Genomic DNA, 20,007 nt, shown 5'->3' on the forward strand with positions numbered 1-20,007 from the left:
ACAGGATCTGGCAGAATTTCGTAGGCCGGGTAAGGCGCAGCCGCCACCCGGCAAAAAACTCAAAGCTTGAGAATATCTTTCACAAACGGAATGGTCAGCTTGCGCTGGGCGGTAATAGAGGCGCGATCGAGCTGATCGAGCGTGTCAAACAGCGTGCGCATTTCGCGATCAAGCCGTTTAAGCAGGAAGCGCCCCACGTCTTCCGGCAGCTCAAATCCTCGCTGCTTAGCGCGCAGCTGAAGCGCCTGCAGCTTATCTTCATCCGACAGCGGCTGGAGCTTATAGATTTGCCCCCAGTCCAGACGAGAGGCCAGGTCCGGTAGCCCCAGATTCAGCTGACGCGGTGGACGATCGCCGGTGATCAGCAGCCGGGTTTTACCCGATTCCAGAATGCGGTTGTAAAGGTTAAAGATCGCCATTTCCCACGGCTCATCACCCGCCACGCATTCGATATTATCGATGCAGACCAGCGAGAGGTGTTCCATTCCCTCAAGCACCTCAGGCACGAACCAGGTACGTTTATCCAGCGGCACATAGCCTACCGCATCACCGCGCGCTGAAAGCTCCGCGCAGGCGGCATGCAGCAGGTGGCTGCGCCCCGCGCCTTCGCGTGACCAGATATAGATGTATCCGCTGTGATCCTGGCGCAGCACGTTTTGCAGTGCAGCCAGTAAAGAGGGGTTATCACCCGGCCAGAAACTCGCGAAAGTTTCGTCGTCAGGGAGATAAAGTGGCAGAGAGAGCTGTGCCGGTCCGTTCAGAAGTACCTCAACCAGATCTTACATAAAATCGGAACGGAGTTTAACACGGAACCAGCAAGGAGAGAACCGGGCGATCCCTCGCCCGACTTTTCGATCAATGGGGTGCTTTTTCGCTGTCGTCCGCATCCAGAATTTCTTCTTCAGGACGCAGAACGGAAATCAGCTTAAAGATCAGGCTCAGGCCTACACCCACAATGGTCGCCAGCGCCATGCCTTTCAGCTCGGCCGCACCAATGTGCACCTTCGCGCCGCTCACGCCGATAATCAGGATAACGGAGGTCAGGATCAGGTTCTGCGCCTTGCTGTAATCCACTTTGGATTCAATCAGCACGCGAATACCGGAAGCACCGATCACCCCGTACAGCAGCAGAGAAACGCCGCCCATCACCGGCACCGGAATGATCTGAATCGCTGCCGCCAGCTTCCCGACGCAGGAGAGCAGAATGGCGATGATTGCCGCCCCGCCTATAACCCAGGTACTGTAGACCCGGGTAATCGCCATCACGCCAATGTTCTCACCGTAGGTGGTGTTTGGCGTGGAGCCGAAGAAACCGGAGATAATGGTCGAGAAGCCGTTCGCAAACATGGAGCGGTGCAGGCCCGGATCGCGGATTAAATCGCGCTTAACGATATTCGCCGTCACCACCAGGTGGCCGACGTGCTCCGCAATCACCACCAGCGCGGCTGGCAGAATGGTGAAGATAGCGAACCACTCAAAGCGCGGAGTGTAGAAGGTTGGCAGCGCGAACCAGTGCGCCTGAGCAATCGGGGTCGTATCCACTACGCCCATTGCGAAGGAGAGCGCATAGCCCGCCAGCACGCCGATCAGGATCGGGATAATCGCCATGAAACCGCGGAACAGCACGGAGCCAAACACCGTCACGCCCAGCGTCACCAGCGAGATGATAATGGTTTTGGAATCCGGTGACTGGCCGTCAGCAGGCAGCAGACCGGCCATGTTCGCCGCAACGCCCGCCAGCTCCAGGCCGATGACGGCAACGATTGCACCCATCGCCGCAGGCGGGAACATCACGTCCAGCCAGCCGGTACCCGCTTTCTTCACGATGAAGGAGACCAGGCAGAAGAGCACGCCACACATGATAAAGCCGCCGAGCGCGACCTCATAACCCAGCGGCAGCAACAATAGCACCGGCGAAATAAAGGCAAAGCTCGACCCCAGATACGCCGGGATTTTGCCTTTACAGATAAAGAGGTACAGCAGCGTCCCAACGCCGTTGAACAGCAGAACGGTAGCCGGGTTAATGTGGAACAGGATTGGCACCAGCACGGTTGCGCCAAACATGGCAAACAGGTGCTGCAAACTAAGCGGGATAGTCTGTAAAAGCGGCGGTCTTTCACTCACCCCGATAGCACGGCGCGTCATAGTGTTTTCCTCTGTGTAGTATTGTTGGTGTTTTATTCAAAAAAAAGCCGACTATCAAAGTCGGCTTATTTATCGTTATTCGATTATTTCGTACCAAAGATCTTATCGCCGGCATCGCCGAGGCCCGGGATGATGTACCCGTGCTCATTCAGTCCCTGATCGACAGAGGCGGTATACAGCTCAACGTCCGGGTGCGCTTTCTCCAGCGCCGCGATCCCTTCCGGCGCCGCGACCAGCACCAGCACCTTAATGCTGTTACAGCCCGCATTTTTCAGCAGGTCGATGGTGGCGATCATAGAACCGCCGGTTGCCAGCATTGGGTCAACCACCAGCGCCATACGCTCGTCAATGTTAGACACCAGCTTCTGGAAGTAAGGAACCGGCTCAAGGGTTTCTTCGTTACGGTAGATCCCCACCACGCTGATACGCGCGCTTGGCACGTGCTCAAGCACGCCTTCCATCATGCCGAGACCAGCACGCAGGATTGGCACCACGGTAATTTTCTTACCTTTGATCTGCTCAACCTGTACCGGGCCGTTCCAGCCTTCGATGGTCACTTTTTCCGTTTCCAGATCGGAGGTCGCTTCGTAGGTCAGCAGGCTGCCCACTTCAGAAGCCAGTTCGCGAAAACGCTTCGTGCTGATGTCATGCTCACGCATCAGGCCCAACTTGTGTTTAACGAGTGGGTGTTTCACTTCCACAATCTTCATTCTCTTTCTCCTCTGAGGTGGCATCCGCAAAAAAATCGCGGGATTATACCGCTTTTTTCGGATTGCGCCATACCCATCTTGCTTGACGTATATCAAGCAAAGTGATTTAGAGACAAAAAAACCGGAGGCGAAACTCCGGCTTGGGTGCGGGGTTCTGCCGGGTGGCGCTAACGCTTACCCGGCCTACACGTCCCGTAGGCCCGGTAAGCGCAGCGCCACCGGGCAATTATAGCTGCTCGCCGTTGCTCGCAATCACCTGCTTATACCAGTCGAACGACTTTTTCTTACTGCGGTTCAGCGTGCCGTTCCCTTCGTTATCTTTATCGACAAAGATAAAGCCGTAGCGTTTTTTCATTTCGCCCGTTCCGGCAGACACCAGGTCGATGCAGCCCCACGGGGTGTAGCCCATCAGATCCACGCCGTCTTCCACCACCGCTTTTTTCATCTCGCTGATATGCGCGGCGAGGTAATCAATACGGTACTGATCGTTCACGGTGCCGTCGCTCTCCTGCACGTCGATCGCGCCAAAGCCGTTTTCAACGATAAACAGCGGCAGCTGATAGTGATCCCAGAACCAGTTCAGGGAGTAGCGCAGCCCCACCGGGTCAATCTGCCAGCCCCAGTCGGATTTCTGCACGTACGGGTTAGAAACCAGGCTTTTGCTCTCGTCGTAGTCCAGCTGCGGGTTATCCGCCGTCGCCTTGGTGGCGAAGGACATGTAGTAGCTGAACCCGATGTAGTCCACGCAGCCCTGCGTCAGCGCCGCTTTATCTTCTTCGGTAATATCCAACGCGAAGCCGCGACGCTCGAAGTAGTTGAGCAGGTGCTGCGGGTACCTGCCGCGCACGTGCACGTCGGTGAACCAGTAGCGGCGGTGCATGGCGTTCATCGCCATCATCATGTCGTCCGGCGCGCAGGTCAGCGGATAAATAGGACACATGGCAATCATGCAGCCGATCTGCAGCGCCGGGTTAATCTCGCGTCCCGCCTTCACCGCCAGGGCGCTGGCCACCAGCTCATAGTGCGCGGCCTGGAACATCACCGGCTCACGGTCTTCACCCGGCTCATACTTCAGTCCGGAGTTGGTGAACGGCGCAAAGTCTTCGTGGAAGTTAGCCTGGTTGTTGATCTCGTTAAAGGTCATCCAGTACTTCACCTTATGCTGGTAGCGCTGGAACACCACTTTTGCGAAGCGCACGAAGAAGTCGATCAGCTTTCGGTTACGCCAGCCGCCGTATTCGGTGACCAGGTGGAATGGCATCTCGAAGTGGGAAAGCGTAATAACCGGTTCGATGCCGTATTTCAGACATTCGTCGAACAGATCGTCATAGAATTTCAGGCCTGCCTCGTTAGGCTCAAGCTCGTCGCCTTTCGGGAAGATACGCGTCCAGGCAATAGAGGTACGGAAACATTTGAAGCCCATCTCAGCAAAGAGTTTGATGTCTTCTTTATAGCGATGGTAGAAATCGATGGCTTCGTGGTTAGGGTAATTTTTCCCCGACAGCACGCCGTTAGTGATTTCACGCGGCACGCCGTGCGCGCCTGCGGTCATGACGTCGGCGACACTCACCCCTTTGCCGCCCTCTTTCCAGCCGCCTTCGAGCTGATGTGCCGCTACGGCCCCACCCCACAGAAAACCTGCTTTAAATCCTGACATACTCTTTCCCTCATTCGATGTTGCGGATTACTGACGGATACTGCTGTCTGAAATGGTGAACCGCGCCAATTAAGCCAGCGCGGTTGCCGTGGCTGACAACGTCGGCGATATCCGCGATGCCAAACCACGTGAGATGGGTACGAAGCAAAGCCATAAACCCGGGCCGCTCCGCAATTCCGCCGCCAATGAAAATGGTCTGCGGATCGAAAACATTCGCCAGGTTGTAGAGGCCTGTCGCAATGCCATTGAGAAAATCATCCACCAGGCGGCGGCACGCGGCGTCACCTGCGTCATAACCGTCAAAAATGGCTTCGCCGGTGACGTCATCAAGCGCCAGCCCGTTAAAATCGGCGTAACGCTTGCGAAGGGTGCGTAAGGTGCAGTTTTCATTCATGGAGTGGCGGGCAACGCGGCGTGAGTCCGCCCTTTCCGTGAGCATGTAGCCGAATTCCCCGGCGCGGAAACGCGCCCCGTGAACCAGCCTGCCGTTGCAGAAAATCGCCCCGCCGACCCCGGTGCCGATGGTCAACACCAGAAAGTTGTCGATATCCTTCCCCTTGCCCTGCCAGCGTTCCGCGAGCAGCACGCAGTTGGCGTCATTCTCGACAGTGACCGGTAACCCCGTCTGCGCCTCAAGCCAGGCTTTCATTGCGAACTGGTCGAAGCGGCGAATCGCCCCGCCCATGTCGATAAACCCGGTATGCGGATTCACATACCCCGGCGCGCTGACGGCGATCCCTTCAAGCCCGGGATGCGCCGCCACCCAGCTCAGCATCTGCGAAAGGATGGCCTCACCGTCGCTGTTCTTAATGACGGCCTTATCTCTGCGCAGCAACTCTCCCTGCGCTGTCACGATACCCATTTTTAATGCGGTGCCACCAATATCAAATGCGGCGATGTTCATGACTTCATCCCTCCTGAATGAAACTGAAACCGGTTTCAGTTCATGATGTTCATTCAGTAAACCGCTTGCAAGTAGATCGCCGAAACCGGTTTCATTTTCGTGAACGGTATCAAGTTTGCATACCATCAGAGCCGCAGCAGAAAAAAAGATCCTCTCGCCGAGAATAGGCTCGCAAACGTTTGCCTGGACTGTTAGAATTGCGCCGATTTTTCTTACTAGCTATGCAATCGCGTGGGGATTTAAGCCGTGACCAACAAAACTTCTCTCAGCTACAAAGATGCCGGTGTTGATATTGACGCAGGTAATGCGCTGGTTGACCGAATCAAAGGTGTGGTGAAGAAAACCCGCCGCCCGGAAGTGATGGGTGGCCTGGGTGGCTTCGGCGCGCTGTGCGCACTGCCGCAAAAATATCGTGAACCTGTTCTGGTCTCGGGAACTGACGGTGTAGGCACCAAACTGCGCCTGGCGATGGATTTAAAACGTCACGACACGATCGGTATCGATCTGGTCGCGATGTGCGTGAACGATCTGGTGGTACAGGGCGCAGAGCCGCTGTTCTTCCTAGATTACTACGCGACCGGCAAACTGGATGTGGACACCGCAGCCAGCGTGATTAGCGGTATCGCCGAAGGCTGCCTGCAGTCCGGCTGTGCGCTGGTCGGCGGCGAAACCGCGGAAATGCCGGGCATGTACCACGGTGAAGATTATGACGTCGCAGGCTTCTGCGTCGGCGTAGTAGAAAAATCAGAAATTATCGACGGCAGCAAAGTGGCCGACGGCGATGTGCTGATCGCGCTGGCCTCCAGCGGTCCGCACTCAAACGGTTATTCCCTGGTACGTAAAATCCTCGAAGTGAGCGGCTGCGACCCGCTGACCACCGAGCTGGACGGTAAACCGCTGGCTGACCACCTGCTGGCACCGACCCGCATCTATGTGAAAAACGTGTTGGAACTGATCGGGAGCGTCGACGTTCACGCCATTGCTCACCTGACCGGCGGCGGCTTCTGGGAAAACATCCCGCGCGTTCTGCCGGATAACACCCAGGCGGTGATCGACGAATCCTCATGGCAGTGGCCAGCCGTCTTCAACTGGCTGCAGACCGCAGGCAACGTGAGCTCTCACGAAATGTACCGCACCTTTAACTGCGGCGTGGGTATGATTATCGCCCTGCCGGCAAGCGAAGCGGATAAAGCCGTTAATCTGCTGACTGAAAAAGGTGAAAACGCGTGGAAAATCGGTACGATCAAAGCTTCCGATTCCGAACAGCGTGTGGTCATTGAATGAAAAACATCGTGGTGCTCATTTCCGGCAACGGAAGCAATTTGCAGGCAATCATAGACGCCTGCAAACAGAAGAAAATCAATGGCACCATTCGGGCAGTCTTCAGCAACAAGGCCGACGCATTCGGCCTTGAGCGCGCGCGGGAAGCGAACATTCCTGCGCACGCGCTGGAAGCCAGCCAGTTCGCCGGGCGTGAAGCCTTTGACCGCGAGCTGGTGCAGGAGATCGATGCCTACGCGCCGGACGTGGTGGTGCTGGCGGGTTACATGCGTATCCTGAGCCCGGCATTTGTCGAACACTTCGCCGGACGTCTGCTGAATATTCACCCTTCTCTTCTGCCGAAATATCCCGGCCTGCACACCCATCGTCAGGTGCTGGAAAACGGCGACGAGGAGCACGGCACCTCTGTCCATTTCGTGACCGACGAACTGGACGGCGGCCCGGTGATCCTGCAGGCCAAAGTGCCGGTCTTTGACGGCGACAACGAAGACGACGTAACCGAACGCGTACAGACCCAGGAACACGCCATTTACCCGCTGGTGGTAAGCTGGTTTGTTGAGGGGCGTCTGGAGATGCGCGACGGCGCAGCCTGGCTGGACGGCGTGAAGTTACCCCCCCAGGGTTATGCGGCCGAAGAGTAGTTTGTTATGTCGGGTGGCGCTGCTGCGCTTACCCGACCTGTACATTGCATTACCCGATATTCCCTTCTCCAACCCTCTAAATTCCCCAACAAAAAAAATAACTGTCATACTTTTCTGGCACTGTTGGACATATCGTGGAAATGCTCGCCATAATAAGGACGAGACGGATTTACCACGTCCTGTGATTGAACTGGAGTGTGAGCTGTAATGGGTCAGGAAAAGTTATATATCGAGAAAGAGCTAAGCTGGTTAGCATTCAACGAGCGTGTACTCCAGGAAGCGGCAGACAAAAGTAACCCGCTGATCGAGCGTATGCGTTTTTTGGGCATTTATTCCAACAACCTGGATGAGTTCTACAAGGTTCGCTTTGCCGAACTGAAGCGGCGGATCATCATCAGCGAAGAGCAGGGGTTAAATTCCCACTCGCGCCATCTGCTTGGAAAAATCCAGTCTCGCGTCATGAAAGCCGATCAGGAATTTGATGGCCTCTACAACGAGCTGCTGCTGGAAATGGCCCGCAACCAAATCTTTCTGATTAACGAACGCCAGCTCTCCGCCAACCAACAGACCTGGCTGCGCCACTACTTTAAACACTATCTGCGCCAGCACATCACCCCTATTCTGATTAACCGCGAAACCGATCTGGTCCAGTTCCTGAAGGACGATTACACCTATCTGGCGGTCGAAATTATTCGCGGTGAGAATATCAGCTACGCGCTGCTGGAGATCCCGTCCGATAAGGTTCCGCGCTTTGTGAACCTGCCGCCGGAAACCCCGCGCCGTCGCAAGCCGATGATCCTGCTGGATAACATTCTGCGCTACTGCCTGGACGATATCTTTAAAGGCTTCTTCGATTACGATGCGTTAAATGCCTATTCGATGAAGATGACCCGCGACGCCGAATATGACCTGGTGCACGAGATGGAAGCCAGCCTGATGGAGCTGATGTCCTCGAGCCTCAAGCAACGTCTGACGGCCGAGCCGGTCCGCTTCGTCTATCAGCGCGATATGCCAGACGCGATGGTCGAAATGCTGCGCGAGAAGCTGACCATCTCCCGCTACGACTCGATCATTCCCGGCGGGCGCTACCACAACTTTAAAGACTTTATTGGCTTCCCGAACGTCGGCAAAGCCAATCTGGTGAACAAACCACTGCCGCGCCTGCGCCATCTTTGGTTCGATAAATTCCGTAACGGATTCGACGCCATCCGCGAGCGCGATGTCCTGCTTTACTATCCGTACCACACCTTTGAACACGTGCTGGAACTGCTGCGTCAGGCGTCGTTCGACCCGAACGTGCTGGCGATCAAAATCAACATTTACCGCGTAGCAAAAGATTCCCGCATCATCGACGCGATGATCCACGCGGCGCACAACGGCAAGAAAGTGACGGTCGTGGTCGAGCTGCAGGCACGATTTGACGAAGAGGCGAACATCCACTGGGCGCGTCGTCTGACGGAAGCGGGCGTGCACGTTATCTTCTCCGCGCCGGGGCTGAAAATTCACGCCAAGCTGTTCCTGATCTCCCGTAAAGAGGGTGACGACGTGGTGCGTTACGCCCACATCGGTACCGGGAACTTTAACGAGAAAACCGCGCGTATTTATACCGACTACTCGCTCTTAACCGCCGATGCGCGCATCACCAACGAAGTGCGTCGGGTATTCAACTTTATCGAGAACCCGTATCGTCCGGTCAACTTCGACTACCTGCTGGTGTCACCGCAGAACTCGCGCCGCCTGCTGTACGATATGATCGACAAAGAGATCGCCAACGCGCAGAACGGCCTGTCGTCGGGCATCACGCTGAAGCTCAACAACCTCGTTGATAAAGGACTGGTGGACAGGCTGTATGCGGCATCCAGCTCCGGCGTTCCGGTTAATCTGTTGATTCGCGGTATGTGTTCGTTGATCCCGGAACTGGAAGGCATCAGCGACAATATTCGCGTGATCAGCATCGTTGACCGCTATCTGGAACATGACCGGATCTACATTTTCGATAATGCAGGCGACAAGCGGGTTTATCTTTCTTCTGCAGACTGGATGACGCGCAATATTGATTACAGAATTGAAGTCGCGGCTCCGCTGTTGGACCCGCGCCTGAAACAGCAGATCCTCGATATTATCGAGATTTTGTTTAGCGATACGGTGAAAGCACGTTATATCGACAAAGAACTCAGTAATCGCTACGTACCGCGCGGCAATCGCCGAAAAGTGCGGTCGCAGCTGGCGATTTACGATTACATCAAATCACTCGAGCAACCCGATTAACCTATGCCGATAAATGATAATACGCCACGACCGCAGGAGTTCGCCGCGGTCGATCTTGGTTCAAACAGTTTCCACATGGTCATCGCCCGTGAGGTAGATGGTGCGTTACAGATCATCGGTCGTCTGAAGCAGCGCGTGCATCTGGCCGATGGCCTGGACGCGCGCAGCATGCTCAGCGAAGAGGCGATGGAGCGCGGCTTAAACTGCCTGTCGCTGTTTGCGGAACGCCTGCAGGGTTTTTCCCCCTCCAGCGTTTGCATCGTGGGAACGCATACGCTGCGTCAGGCGCTGAATGCGCCGGAGTTTCTCAAGCGCGCAGAGAAGGTTATCCCCTACCCGATTGAGATTATTTCCGGTAACGAAGAAGCGCGTCTGATTTTTATGGGCGTGGAGCATACGCAGCCGGAGAAAGGCCGCAAGCTGGTGATCGACATCGGCGGCGGCTCAACGGAGCTGGTGATTGGTGAAGACTTCGAGCCGCGTCTGGTGGAAAGCCGCCGCATGGGCTGCGTCAGCTTCGCGCAGATGTATTTCCCGGGCGGCACCATAACCCGCGAAAACTTCCAGCGCGCGCGCATGGCCGCCATCCAGAAGCTGGAAAACCTGGCGTGGCAGTATCGCATTCAGGGCTGGAACGTGGCGCTGGGTGCATCCGGCTCGATTAAAGCCGCCCATGAAGTGCTGCTCGCAATGGGTGAAAAAGACGGAATTATTACCCCTGAGCGTCTGGTTCTGCTCACCGAAGAAGTGCTGAAGCATAAAAGCTTCGACGCCCTGAGCCTGCCGGGCCTGTCCGATGAGCGGAAATCGGTCTTCGTACCGGGGCTGGCGATCCTGTGCGGCGTGTTTGATGCGCTGGCGATTAAGGAGCTGCGTCTTTCTGACGGCGCGCTGCGTGAGGGCGTGCTGTACGAGATGGAGGGCCGCTTCCGCCATCAGGACATTCGCAGCCGCACCGCGCAGAGCCTGGCGAACCAGTACAACATCGACCGCGAGCAGGCGAAGCGCGTACTGGAAACCACGGAGCAGATTTACGATCAGTGGCAGGAGCAGAATCCGAAGCTGGCGCATCCGCAGCTTGCCGCCCTGCTGAAATGGGCCGCGATGCTGCACGAAGTGGGGCTGAACATCAATCACAGCGGGATGCATCGCCATTCGGCCTATATTCTGCAAAACAGCGATCTGCCCGGCTTCAACCAGGAGCAGCAGACCATGATGGCCACCCTGGTTCGCTACCACCGTAAAGCCATCAAGCTCGACGATCTGCCGCGCTTCACGCTGTTCAAGAAAAAGCAGTTCCTGCCGCTTATTCAGCTGCTGCGGCTGGGCGTACTGCTGAATAACCAGCGTCAGGCGACGACGACGCCCCCAACGTTAAAACTGAAAACAGACGACCACCACTGGACGCTGAGCTTCCCGCACGACTGGTTTAGCCAGAACGCGCTGGTACTGCTGGATCTGGAAAAAGAGCAGCAATACTGGGAAGCGGTCACCGGCTGGCTGCTCAAAATTGAAGAAGAGAGCGCCGACGTCGCGGCGTAATGTCTCAGGCGTCTGCCTGAGACGCCTCTTCTTCAGGCAAGGATTCAAGTGCTACCGGCTTGCCGATCAGATAGCCCTGTACATAATCGATACCTAGCGCGTGCACCGCGCTACGTATCTCTTCAGTTTCCACATACTCCGCCACCACCAGCATATTCTTCATTCGCGCCAGATGGCAAATCGACGCCACTATCTGATAATCCAGACTGTTGTTGACGATGTTGCGAATGAAGCTGCCGTCGATTTTGAGAATGTCGGCGTCCACGCTTTTCAGCCGCGCATAGCTCGCGTAGCCGGTACCAAAATCATCAATTGCAATGCGCACCCCCATTTTTTGCAGCTGTCTGAGGGTCTGTTCCGCCTGCTGCGCGCTGCCGAAAGTGCTGCACTCTGTCACTTCAACGATCAGTTGCCACGCCTCCACGGCGTATTGTGTCAGCAGGCGGCTCACCTCGAGCGGAAACTGCGCCCTGCACACGGTTGGAGGGGCCAGATTAATGGCAAAGCGTTGAGCGGGCAGCCTGTCACGATGCTCCGCCAGGAAGCGTAGCGTATGTTCCAGTACCCACAGGTCGACGCGTGATGACAGCCCAAACTCCTGCGCGACGGGCAGGAACCGATCGGGAGAAATTAATTCCCCGTTCTCGTCTGGCATCCTGAGCAGCACTTCATGATAGCAATCGCCGCGCAGGCCGCGAACGGGCTGAACCATCAGAGTGAACGCGTTTTTATCGAGCGCACTTTGCAGGCGGCTCATCATCGCGACTTTATCTTTCAGGCTGCGCTGTAAATGTACGGCACCACGCTGCTGGAGATTCTCAGGGTGGTTGGTCGAGAGCGACAGATCGGCGACAACGCCCAATTCCCCCAGAACCAGATAAAGATGGTTAACCGGAGAGCGGACATAGCAGTAGCTGACGCCCACCTGAGGCTGCAAGGGCATGCCGTCCCAGAGAAAGCGGAACTGCTTGATATGTTCATCCAGAGTATCAATACGCTGCTGATGCGACTCGGCGTTGAGTCTCACCGCCAGGTCGCACCCGGTCAGATGATAGACCCGCTCATTGTGCTGAAGCGTGCCATTAATCCAGTGCGCCAGTTGCTGCTTGTACTGAATGCGCAGCAGCACACCGTAGTTGCGCCCCAGCACTTCCAGTTCCGGGATGCGCAGCAAGCACAGCGCCGACCAGGGGTTTTTAGCCAGCTCGCGCGACAACGCGCGCAGGTTGGGCATGTGCACCACCGGGTCGAGCAGCGCCAGCCTGCGGGATCGCGTATTCACGGCACGCTGGCGTGTCGCCAGCATTGACATATAAATCACCACAAACGAAAAAACCAGATAGCTGGATGAGGTGATGGCCAGCTGAATGTCATAGGCCTGGTGCAGCGGAATGTAGCGGTAGAAAAAGTGAATCGACACCAGCAGCACCGGCGTCCAGATTATCGACATCAGCTTATAGCCAAAACGCATTGCTCCCCAGAGCATCACGGGCATCAGTAGCGATAAGGTATAGTTGGTGCTGAAAATTGAGCTGTTTTCATTCATCGGCTGCAGCAGCAGCGAAAGCAGCCCAACCAGTGCCATAGCCCAAATCACCAGCTCAACGGCCGTCACTTTTTTGTCTACCTGGGCGCGGATTTGGGACATAAGCCCGTTAATGTAGCGAGGATGGCGTATCAGGCGAATGAGCAGATAGCTCAGCGGAACGCCGGTCAGTCCGCTGACCAGCAGCGCCTGATAGTTAATGAGCGTTCGAATGTTAAGGGGATTTAATCCCGCAAGACTCTGACGGCTCTCATAGATGCCAAGATAAACCGCAAACTGAAACAGCAGCAAAAACAGTGTTGCCGGGCAGAAAACCTGCCAGAAAATGCGCTGCGCCATCAGCCGTATATCCCCATAGGCCGTCATATTGCGTCGTGGGGCAAACACGCGGTAACCGCCCCAGCTGAGCACTAAAGGGATGATAAAATGGAAAATCCCGGCGACCGTTTCAAACATCCCAACAGACGCGTAGTAACGGAAAAACAGCGCTAACACGATCCCGGGAAGGGCTTCCAGACCAAAAAACATCATCAGTGAAAGCAGGAAAAAGAGAGGCAGATAGTAGAGCGTCACAATACCGTCGCCCAGTTGCGCGAAGGTATTTACCACACTGAGAACAGGCAACAGCGCGATGGGTAATATAAACGGCAGAGCCCACCAGCGATCTTTATTTTTTTTCAGGATAGGGAGAATTTTCATAGATGCCCGTTTAAAACCCTTTCGCTCCAGAGGGTATAAGAAGACAGGCATCCAACCTGACATACTCGTCGTCCGGCAAAGTACGGCACGGACGCAGTGGAGGAGGGATTTTAATTATCGGCGCAGGGAAACCGTTGACATAAATCAAACAAATTTATTCAAATAAACCTTTATTAGGTTTTTTTGAGACTCTTTTTCATGAACTTATCAATACGATAAATAGATATATTATTTTTAATAACAGGAATTAATGTAAACATTGACGGTTATTTACACATCGCAGAATTGACCCTTTCTTCCCGCTGTGCCTTAATATCCGCATCGCCCGGAAGGGTATACCCAGGAAAAACACAGTGAGTCAGGCCACGCGTATGCACAAACGACACCGATTTAACACCCGGATGACCCGCATCATACTGCTCATCAGCTTCCTGTTTTTCTTTGGCCGCTTTGTTTACTCCTCCATCGGCGCCTGGTATCACCACCAGGACAAAATCCAGTCGCAGCAAACCAGCCTGACCGTCGAAACGCCCGAACGCTAGCGTTCCGGATGCTGTTGCAGGATCCGAATAATGCCTGAAATTCCTTTGCTTAGGATCTTATCCTGACGCATCACCACAGCCAGCTGCCGTTGCAGTAAGGGCGAGAGAGAACTGACGCATAATCCTTCACGGTCTGCCTTCTGCTCCACCGCCATTTTCGGCACGATGCTGTAGCCAAGCCCCGAACGCACCATCCGTTTGATAGCCTCAATGCTGCCGAGTTGCATAGCCGGTGCAATCGTTAAGCCACTTGCCTCAAACCAGCCGTCAATCAACGCCCGGGTTCCGCTGCCCGACTCAAAGGCAATCAGCGGTTGCGTATGGAGTGCATCAGGCCTTAAGTCTGTAAACATCGCCTGCTGCGCCTGCGACGCGATAAACACGAATTCTTCGTCCATCACCGGCATCACGTCCAGCGCCCTCCCGCTGACGGGCAGCGTCACCAGTCCCATATCGAGTCGGTTTTCTTCAATAGCGCGAACAATATCGAGCGTATTGCCCGTCGTCACGCCTACGCGTAAAAGCGGATAGTCACTGCGCAGTTGCTGCAGCAATGGCGGCAGAAGATGAATACAGGCGGTCGCGCCCGTGCCAAGCGTAATGGTGCCGCTGACGTCGTGATTGAACGCGCTAACGGAACGAAGGGTTTCATCGACTGCCTGTTCAATGCGCTCACCGTGTACCAGCAATGCCTGCCCGGCAGCCGTTGCTTTAATCCCCCGCCCGGTACGCTCCACCAGACGCGTTTGTAGAAACTGCTCCAGCTGGCGTATTTGCAGACTGACGGCAGGCTGGGAAATGCCCAGCACATCCGCCGCCGCTGAAAAGCTGCCGCGCTAGATCACCAGACGGAACGTGGCGAGATAGCCCAGATTAAGCGTCGTCATTCAAAGTTTCTCTTATACCGCGCATAAGGTTGCTGACCTGCCAGCACAATACCGCGCTCGCTATGCTCTGGACAACTGCATAACGGAATGAAAGACAATGGAAACACCTACCCTGCCTCGCCACCTTGCCCTCGCTGCCGGGTGTAATCAACTCATCAACTGGGGGATCTCGTTTTATATGCCCGGCACTTTAGCGCTGGCGATTTCAGCCGACCGGGGCTGGTCGTCACCGCAGATTTACCTTGGCCTGACGCTGGCGATGCTGGTGATGGCGGCGGTTTCGCCGTTTGTCGCCCACCTGCTGGCGCGCTTTGGCGGTCAGAAGGTGGTCATGAGCGGCACGCTGCTGATTGCCGTTAGCTGCGCGGGTATGGCCTATACCCAGACGCTGTCTGGCTGGTATTGCGCATGGCTGGTCACCGGTATAGGGATGCGCCTGTCGCTGTACGATGCGCTATTCGCCGCACTGGTGAATCTCTACGGACAGCAGGCGCGAAGAACAATCTCACGCGTCACGCTGGCGGGCGGGCTGGCCTCCGCCGTCTTCTGGCCGCTGGGCGATGGTCTGCTTCAGGTGATGAGCTGGCAGGAAGCGCTACACGTCTATGCTCTCTTCGGCCTGCTGAGCGCGACGCTGATTCTCTCGCTTCCCCACCAGCGGTTGACGGTAACCGCGAAAACTACCGCGCCGCTTCAGAGCAATGAACGACGTAACGGCTGGCTTTATGCCGCCTTCATTGCCCTTATCACCTTTGTCTCTAACGGTACCTCTACCCATCTGCCGGAGTTTATCATCCACTTCGGCCTGCCGGTCGCAATCGGCATGCTGTGGGGGATCGGCCAGACGGCTGCCCGCTCGCTGGAAGTGCTGGCGGGTGCCCGCTTAACCCCCTTCAAACTCACGCTTTTCACCGCGCTCGCCATGCCGCTCTGCTTTGTGGTTGGACTAAGCAGTTCCCAGTTTGTCTGGTGCGCAGCCGGGTTTGTGCTGGGTTACGGTGCCATCAACGGGTTGGTCACCATTGTGAAAGCCACGCTGCCGCTGGAACTGTTTAGCACCGAAAGCTATGCCCGCCGTACCGGCATGCTGCTTATCCCCGGCCAGCTGATGGCGGCAGCCTCACCGTTTGCCTATGCGTGGCTGAATAAAACGCTGGGGATCGCGGGAGCAATGTGGGTATCAACGTGGCTGACGCTGGTGATTGCCGGGCTGGCGATAGCGATTGTGCGCCGTCCCGGCAGGCAAAGTGTATCGCACTGTATCCAGAGCACCACGCTGACAAACGGGTACAAAACGCCGCCTCCGGCAAATATCGCCGATACATAAAAATGGTTTTCTTTCCCTGTCGCCATTCAGAACCGATGAGGAGAGAACCTGATGATTCGTCGCTATGCAATATTCCCCCTGCTTGCCCTGGCATCTGTAGCACATGCCCGGGCCACACCGCTGGACAACCTGAGCGCCGCGGACGTTAACGGCCCTGCCGCCGTTGCCCCGCTGGCACAGCCGCAACCGCCCGCAAAACTGATCGTCGATCCGCCCCTTGCCGGGCCGCTAAGCAAAGGCGCGGTGTTTATTCAGTACCGGGCCGAAAACCTGCGCATCGAGCCGGTATTCGGCCCCGAAGCGCTCAAGGTCACCCCGCGCATCGGGCACATTCACGTGGTGGTGGACGGCGCGCCGTGGCACTGGGCTGACGCCAGCGGAGAGCCGGTGATCCTGGTGGGGCTGCCCGCCGGCAAACACAAGGTGACGATTATTCTGGCCGACCCGACGCATAAGCCTCTCGACCACAAAACCATTGAATTCACCGTCCCGCCCCACGCGGCGGTCCACCATTTTTAAGGAGCCCCAGAATGAAAGCACTGACTGTATTGACGGCAGGCCTGCTGGCGCTGTCCACCAGCGCCTTTGCGGAGAGTAAAACCAGCGTTGTGCTGGTGCACGGCGCGTTTGCCGACGGCAGTAGCTGGAATAAGGTGATTACCCTGTTGCAGAAACAGCACGCAGAGGTCATTGCCGTGCAGCTGCCGCTCACGTCGCTAAAAGATGACATAGCCGCCACCCGGCGTGCCATCGCCCGCGCCCAGGGGGATGTGGTGCTGGTAGGCCACTCCTGGGGCGGCACCGTGATTAGCGAGGCGGGCAACGATGCGCGGGTAAAATCGCTGGTTTACGTGGCGGCATTTGCGCCGGATTCCGGGCAGTCGACGGCGGATCTGGCAGGAAGCTTCCCCGCGCCGCCGGGCAGCGCGGACATTACCAAAACGTCGGACGGCTATTTATATCTGCCAACGGACGCCGTCAGGAAGGATTTCGCGCCTGACGTGAAACCGGGTGAACAACAGACCATTGCGGCCACGCAGGGGCCAATAAAGGGCGAAGCTTTCGCAGAAAAAGTGACTCACGCCGCGTGGCACAACAAACCGAGCTGGTATGTGGTGAGTCAGAATGACCGGATGATTAACCCGGCGCTTGAACGCGCGATGGCGAAGACTATCCACGCGAAAACCACCGAGGTGGCGGCGAGCCACGTGTCGATGGTGAGCCAGCCGCAGATCGTTGCCCGGACGATTGAGCAGGCGGTCAGGAACCATTAACGACCGCGGCGGCTCATTCGACTTTCTGCACTTCCGTATCCCCAGGCAGCAGCGCAGTGCCGTCCTGCGCTGCTGGCGCCATAAAGGGAACCGGCTTGCCCGTTCGCCTGTCGACCAGCAGTGAGTGGCGCTCGCCCTGCGCAAACAGATGCTGTTCTCCCCACTGACGCAGCGCCACGACCACGGGGAAAAGACTCTCACCTTTATCGGTCAGGACATATTCCTGATACGCCGTACCGTCTGATGCCCCCTGTAACGTCAGGATGTCCGCATCTACCAGCTTGCGCAGCCGATCAGAAAGGATGTTGCGCGCTACCCCTAGGCTTCGCTGAAAATCCCCGAAGCGCGTCATGCCGTCAAACGCATTACGCACAATAAGCAGCGACCAGCGCTCCCCGATCGCCTCAACGCTGCGGGCAACGGGACAATAGTCCTCTTTAACCATTTTTTGGGACATCTCGTCTTTTCCTCGCAAAGGCCAACCCACAACTAGTTGCATTTTAAAACTACATAGCCTAGCATTCAACCAGTTTCATTTTAAAACCAGGTTAACTCAGGCGAGGAATGTTAAACATGTCACTGACATCAGCCCCACTTTCAGCCGACATGCCCCGCAGCGTGGTCTGGCTGTTTGCCACCGCCAGCGGCTTAAGCGTGGCAAACGTCTATTATGCGCAGCCCCTGCTTAACGCGCTGGCCGGAGACTTCGGCATCAGCCCTGCGACTGTCGGCGGAGTGGTCACCACCACGCAGATTGGCTGCGCGCTGGCCCTGCTGTTTGTCGTTCCCCTGGGCGATAAAGTGGATCGCCGACGCCTGATGGCACTCCAGCTTGTTGCTCTGGTGGTCGCCCTGGCCTCGGTCGGCCTGGCGCAAACCACCTCAGCGCTGCTGGCCGGTATGCTTGCGACCGGCATGCTGGGTACGGCAATGACGCAGGGGCTGATCGCCTATGCTGCCAGCGCCGCGTCGCCGCATGAACAAGGCCGCGTTGTCGGCGCGGCACAGGGCGGCGTGTTCATGGGTCTACTGCTCGCGCGCGTCTTTGCTGGCGGCATCAGCGATATCGCGGGCTGGCGCGGGGTTTATCTGTGTGCCGCCGCGCTGATGCTCATTACTGCGTTACCACTGTGGTGGAGGCTCCCCATCCTGCCAGCCGTCCCGGCCACGATGAGCTACCCGCTCCTGATTGGCTCGATGCTGACGCTGTTGCGACAGGAAAAAGTGCTGCAAATACGCGGCGTGCTGGCGCTGCTGATGTTTGCGTCGTTCAATATCTTCTGGAGCGCGCTGGTGCTGCCGCTGAGCGCCCCGCCCTTCAGCTTCTCGCATACCGTAATTGGCGCGTTTGGACTGGCAGGCGCGGTGGGGGCGCTGGCGGCAGGTCGGGCAGGACGCTGGGCCGATCGGGGATATGCACAACGCACCAGCGCGGCGGCGCTGGTGATTCTGCTGTTAGCATGGTGGCCCTTGTCGCTGATGGACCGTTCACTCGGGATCCTGGTTATCGGCATCATACTGCTCGATTTGGGGGGACAGGCGCTGCACGTCACCAACCAGAGCATGATTTTTCGCTCCCGCCCCGAGGCACACAGCCGGCTGGTCGGGCTTTACATGCTGTTTTATGCCGTCGGCAGCGGGCTCGGCGCGCTCGGCACGACGATGACGTATGCCTTTGCCGGCTGGCCGGGCGTCTGCCTGCTTGGCGCCTCGGTCAGCCTGCTGGCGCTGGTATTCTGGTGGCTAACCCGTGCTAGCCCCCACTCTCCGCGGGATAATCGCGATTAATCCACGCGTGGTCCTCCTCCCAGGTGAACATCCATTTGCGCACCGGCCCGGCCATTACGTTGAGGTAATAGCTGTCATACCCGGCCATCGTCGCCACCGGATGGTAGCCCTTCGGCACCATGACCACATCGCGGTTGTAGACCGCCATACACTCATCCAGCGTTCGGTCATCGGTGTAAACGCGCTGCATGCAGAACCCCTGCTCCGGGTTGAGGCGATGGTAGTAGGTCTCCTCCAGGTAGGTCTCCTGCGGCGGATTATCCGTGTCGTGCTTATGGCTCGGATACGAGCTGGTGCAGCCTTCACTGGTCCACACCTCCACCACCAGCAGGCTGTCGGCGGGTTTGTCTTCCGGCAGAATGTTGTGCACGTAGCGCTGGTTGTTGCCCTTGCCGCGCGCCTCACCGTCGATATCCTGCGGGGCAATCAGCCGCGTAGGGTACGTGCCTTTGCCGGGGGCGGCGCAGACCGCCAGCTCCAGCTTCGTCAGCGCCTTCACCTGGACCGTCTCCTGCGGGGTGACGTAAACCGCCCACGGCTTGATGCGCTCGAACGGGCTCATCCGCTCGCCGATGTCGTTAAACTGCGCGGAAGGCGTGCTGATGGAGGCGCGTCCGGCGACCAGCACCAGGCAGCGCTCTTCGCTGACGGCGGGCAGCGTCAGCTGCTGCCCCTCCTGCAGCTCATATGCCTCAAAGCCAACATATCCCCAGCCGGCGCGCTCCGGCGTGACGGACTGGGTCCGCCCCTCACCGTTCGGCTGTTGCCAGCGTGATAACAGACGTGACATGTCCCC

The 20,007-nt window shown here is 57.0% G+C and carries 17 protein-coding genes and 1 pseudogene; 9 read left to right on the plus strand and 9 right to left on the minus strand.

Annotation, left to right across the window (positions count from 1 at the left end; genetic code table 11):
• Positions 1-59 precede the first annotated feature (59 nt).
• The 5 genes from ACOQH0_RS16450 to bglK form a co-directional block, all read right to left on the minus strand.
• Positions 60-761, minus strand: coding sequence for a DnaA inactivator Hda (locus tag ACOQH0_RS16450; RefSeq protein ID WP_211438414.1), 702 nt, complete (start codon positions 759-761; stop codon positions 60-62).
• Between the two features lie 94 nt (positions 762-855).
• Complete coding sequence (gene uraA, locus ACOQH0_RS16455) at positions 856-2,145, minus strand: uracil permease (protein WP_089597849.1); 1,290 nt, start codon at positions 2,143-2,145, stop codon at positions 856-858.
• A gap of 83 nt (positions 2,146-2,228) precedes the next feature.
• Positions 2,229-2,855 (minus strand): uracil phosphoribosyltransferase, encoded by a 627-nt coding sequence (upp, locus tag ACOQH0_RS16460; RefSeq protein ID WP_010433852.1) that lies wholly within the window; start codon positions 2,853-2,855, stop codon positions 2,229-2,231.
• Between the two features lie 226 nt (positions 2,856-3,081).
• Positions 3,082-4,512 carry a 6-phospho-beta-glucosidase gene (locus ACOQH0_RS16465; RefSeq protein WP_421510829.1) on the minus strand — a complete coding sequence of 477 codons (1,431 nt, stop codon included), beginning with the start codon at positions 4,510-4,512 and terminating at the stop codon, positions 3,082-3,084.
• 10 nt (positions 4,513-4,522) lie between these two features.
• Positions 4,523-5,416: a beta-glucoside kinase BglK gene (gene bglK / locus ACOQH0_RS16470; protein ID WP_421510830.1), complete on the minus strand. Its 894-nt coding sequence runs from the start codon at positions 5,414-5,416 to the stop codon at positions 4,523-4,525.
• Positions 5,417-5,662: 246 nt separating this feature from the next.
• Between bglK and purM the strand changes: the two genes are divergently transcribed.
• From purM to ppx, 4 genes are all read left to right on the plus strand, one after another.
• The gene (purM, locus tag ACOQH0_RS16475; protein WP_421510831.1) at positions 5,663-6,700 is read left to right on the plus strand and encodes a phosphoribosylformylglycinamidine cyclo-ligase; all 1,038 of its coding nucleotides are present in this window, start codon (positions 5,663-5,665) and stop codon (positions 6,698-6,700) included.
• A complete protein-coding gene (purN, locus tag ACOQH0_RS16480) occupies positions 6,697-7,338 on the plus strand; it encodes a phosphoribosylglycinamide formyltransferase (protein WP_010433861.1) in 642 nt (213 codons plus the stop codon). Before purM ends, purN begins: the two co-directional genes overlap by 4 nt.
• Positions 7,339-7,545: 207 nt before the next feature.
• On the plus strand, positions 7,546-9,606 hold the full coding sequence (gene ppk1 / locus ACOQH0_RS16485) for a polyphosphate kinase 1 (RefSeq protein WP_010433862.1): 2,061 nt from the start codon (positions 7,546-7,548) through the stop codon (positions 9,604-9,606).
• A gap of 3 nt (positions 9,607-9,609) precedes the next feature.
• A complete protein-coding gene (ppx, locus tag ACOQH0_RS16490) occupies positions 9,610-11,148 on the plus strand; it encodes an exopolyphosphatase (RefSeq protein ID WP_089597845.1) in 1,539 nt (512 codons plus the stop codon).
• Positions 11,149-11,152: 4 nt separating this feature from the next.
• On the opposite strand, the gene ACOQH0_RS16495 is transcribed toward ppx, so the two are convergent.
• On the minus strand, positions 11,153-13,393 hold the full coding sequence (locus ACOQH0_RS16495; protein WP_421510832.1) for an EAL domain-containing protein: 2,241 nt from the start codon (positions 13,391-13,393) through the stop codon (positions 11,153-11,155).
• 353 nt (positions 13,394-13,746) lie between these two features.
• Between ACOQH0_RS16495 and ACOQH0_RS16500 the strand changes: the two genes are divergently transcribed.
• The gene (locus tag ACOQH0_RS16500; RefSeq protein WP_042717858.1) at positions 13,747-13,935 is read left to right on the plus strand and encodes a YfgG family protein; all 189 of its coding nucleotides are present in this window, start codon (positions 13,747-13,749) and stop codon (positions 13,933-13,935) included.
• Here ACOQH0_RS16500 and ACOQH0_RS16505 read toward each other — a convergent pair.
• Positions 13,932-14,822 (minus strand): annotated as a pseudogene (locus tag ACOQH0_RS16505) (LysR family transcriptional regulator). The gene ACOQH0_RS16500 and the pseudogene ACOQH0_RS16505 overlap by 4 nt on opposite strands.
• A 97-nt stretch (positions 14,823-14,919) precedes the next feature.
• Between ACOQH0_RS16505 and ACOQH0_RS16510 the strand changes: the two are divergent.
• Genes ACOQH0_RS16510 through ACOQH0_RS16520 form a run of 3 tightly spaced genes read left to right on the plus strand, consistent with a single transcriptional unit; the run spans position 14,920 to position 17,423 of the window.
• The gene (locus ACOQH0_RS16510) at positions 14,920-16,149 is read left to right on the plus strand and encodes an MFS transporter (protein ID WP_421510833.1); all 1,230 of its coding nucleotides are present in this window, start codon (positions 14,920-14,922) and stop codon (positions 16,147-16,149) included.
• A 51-nt stretch (positions 16,150-16,200) separates the two neighbouring features.
• Entirely contained in the window at positions 16,201-16,668 is a 468-nt protein-coding gene (locus ACOQH0_RS16515) for a DUF6130 family protein (protein ID WP_010433873.1), read from the plus strand.
• Positions 16,669-16,679: 11 nt separating this feature from the next.
• On the plus strand, positions 16,680-17,423 hold the full coding sequence (locus ACOQH0_RS16520; protein WP_421510834.1) for an alpha/beta fold hydrolase: 744 nt from the start codon (positions 16,680-16,682) through the stop codon (positions 17,421-17,423).
• Positions 17,424-17,436: 13 nt separating this feature from the next.
• Here ACOQH0_RS16520 and ACOQH0_RS16525 read toward each other — a convergent pair whose 3' ends face one another.
• The gene (locus ACOQH0_RS16525; RefSeq protein ID WP_421510835.1) at positions 17,437-17,880 is read right to left on the minus strand and encodes a winged helix-turn-helix transcriptional regulator; all 444 of its coding nucleotides are present in this window, start codon (positions 17,878-17,880) and stop codon (positions 17,437-17,439) included.
• 116 nt (positions 17,881-17,996) lie between these two features.
• Between ACOQH0_RS16525 and ACOQH0_RS16530 the strand changes: the two genes are divergently transcribed.
• Positions 17,997-19,211 (plus strand): MFS transporter, encoded by a 1,215-nt coding sequence (locus ACOQH0_RS16530; protein ID WP_421510836.1) that lies wholly within the window; start codon positions 17,997-17,999, stop codon positions 19,209-19,211.
• Here ACOQH0_RS16530 and iolB read toward each other — a convergent pair.
• Complete coding sequence (gene iolB / locus ACOQH0_RS16535) at positions 19,177-20,001, minus strand: 5-deoxy-glucuronate isomerase (protein ID WP_421510837.1); 825 nt, start codon at positions 19,999-20,001, stop codon at positions 19,177-19,179. The genes ACOQH0_RS16530 and iolB overlap by 35 nt on opposite strands.
• Positions 20,002-20,007 lie beyond the last annotated feature (6 nt).

Origin of the sequence: Enterobacter sp. JS8-1, from assembly GCF_049187015.1 — a bacterium.
GTDB classification, from domain to species: Bacteria; Pseudomonadota; Gammaproteobacteria; order Enterobacterales; family Enterobacteriaceae; genus Enterobacter; species Enterobacter mori.